The sequence below is a fragment of the Deltaproteobacteria bacterium genome (genome assembly GCA_016223005.1).
GTDB lineage: Bacteria > Desulfobacterota > GWC2-55-46 > UBA9637 > GWC2-42-11 > JACRPW01.
The window spans coordinates 1-1,282 of sequence record JACRPW010000077.1; the positions used below are offsets into that span (position 1 = coordinate 1).

Annotated in this window: 1 protein-coding gene and 1 pseudogene (1 of these 2 cut by a window edge); one reads left to right on the forward strand and one right to left on the reverse strand. The window is 41.5% G+C overall.

Annotated elements, in window-relative coordinates:
* Nucleotides 1–759 (forward strand): aminotransferase class I/II-fold pyridoxal phosphate-dependent enzyme (locus HZC45_08075; GenBank protein MBI5683104.1); only part of this gene is annotated, 759 nt, incomplete at its 5' end.
* A gap of 8 nt (nucleotides 760–767) precedes the next feature.
* Here HZC45_08075 and purH read toward each other — a convergent pair.
* Nucleotides 768–1,282: pseudogene (gene purH / locus HZC45_08080) on the reverse strand (bifunctional phosphoribosylaminoimidazolecarboxamide formyltransferase/IMP cyclohydrolase); it runs 1,178 nt beyond the window's last position.

Sequence of the window (1,282 nt, forward strand, 5' to 3'; positions counted from 1 at the left end):
CCTGCAAAAAAAGAAATCTACAAACATTTGGACATGAATGGATTGGAAAATATTCTTAAGGAAAATGCAGGGAGGGTTAAAAGGGCAGTGGTTGTTACAGATGGTGTCTTCAGTATGCGGGGCGACTTTGCACTGCTGGACAGGATTGTCCAACTATGCAGGATGTTTGAATCAGGATATGAAGAAGGCATTATAACAGTTGTTGATGATTCTCATGGTATCGGAGCTTTTGGCAGGACAGGGAGGGGCACAGAAGAATACACAGGTGCCTCTGCTGATATACTGATTGCTACTCTTGGGAAATCTCTTGGTGTAAATGGCGGTTATGCAGTGTCAACAGTTCCAATAATTAAATACCTTCGGGAGTCATCGCCGTTTTATATATATTCAAATCCCATTACACCTGCTGAGGCATCAGCAGCCATCAAGTCTTTGGATATTTTAGGCAGTCTTGAGGGGCTCAATCTGCTTGAAAGAATAAAAGAACTAGCCGTATATTTGCGAAACGGATTGAAAGATTTAGGGTATGAGACAATTAGTGGTGAACACCCTATTGTTCCGCTGATGATAAGGGACACACTTAAAACCTCTGAAATAGTTAGATACCTTTTTGACAACAATATTCTTGCTACTGCAATAAACTTTCCTATTGTGCCAAAGGGTGAGGAAGAGATACGGCTTCAGGTATCCGCAGTCAATACAATAAAAGATATTGATTATCTTCTGGATGTTTTAAAGAGGTTTAAGGGCAGAAATTGAGATATTTTTTAATGCCTGAAATGCCTGATTCCTGTAAACACCATTGCAATATTGTGTTCATCTGCTGCCTTGATAACCTCTTCATCTTTGATTGAGCCGCCGGGCTGGATGATTGCTGTAATGCCTACCTCTGCTGCCTTGTCAACATTGTCTCTGAATGGAAAGAATGCGTCTGATGCCATGACGCTGGGGACAGATTTCAAATCTGTCCCCAATAACCCTGCATCCTTTGCCTTCATTATGCCAATTCTTGTTGAATCAATCCTTGACATCTGTCCCGCTCCAATTCCTATTGTCTGCCCGCAGTTTGCGAATATTATTGCATTGCTCTTTACATGTTTGCAAACCTTCCACGCAAACAAGAGTTCCTCAAGTTCCTTTTCAGAAGGCTCTCTTTTTGTGACTGCCTTTAAATCTGTAACGCTTGCCCTGTCCCATGTTTGGACGAGAAGACCGCCATTAACTCTTTTAAAATCATAGGATTTAGGAAAACCAATATGGGCAGGAATTGGGTCTATCTCTA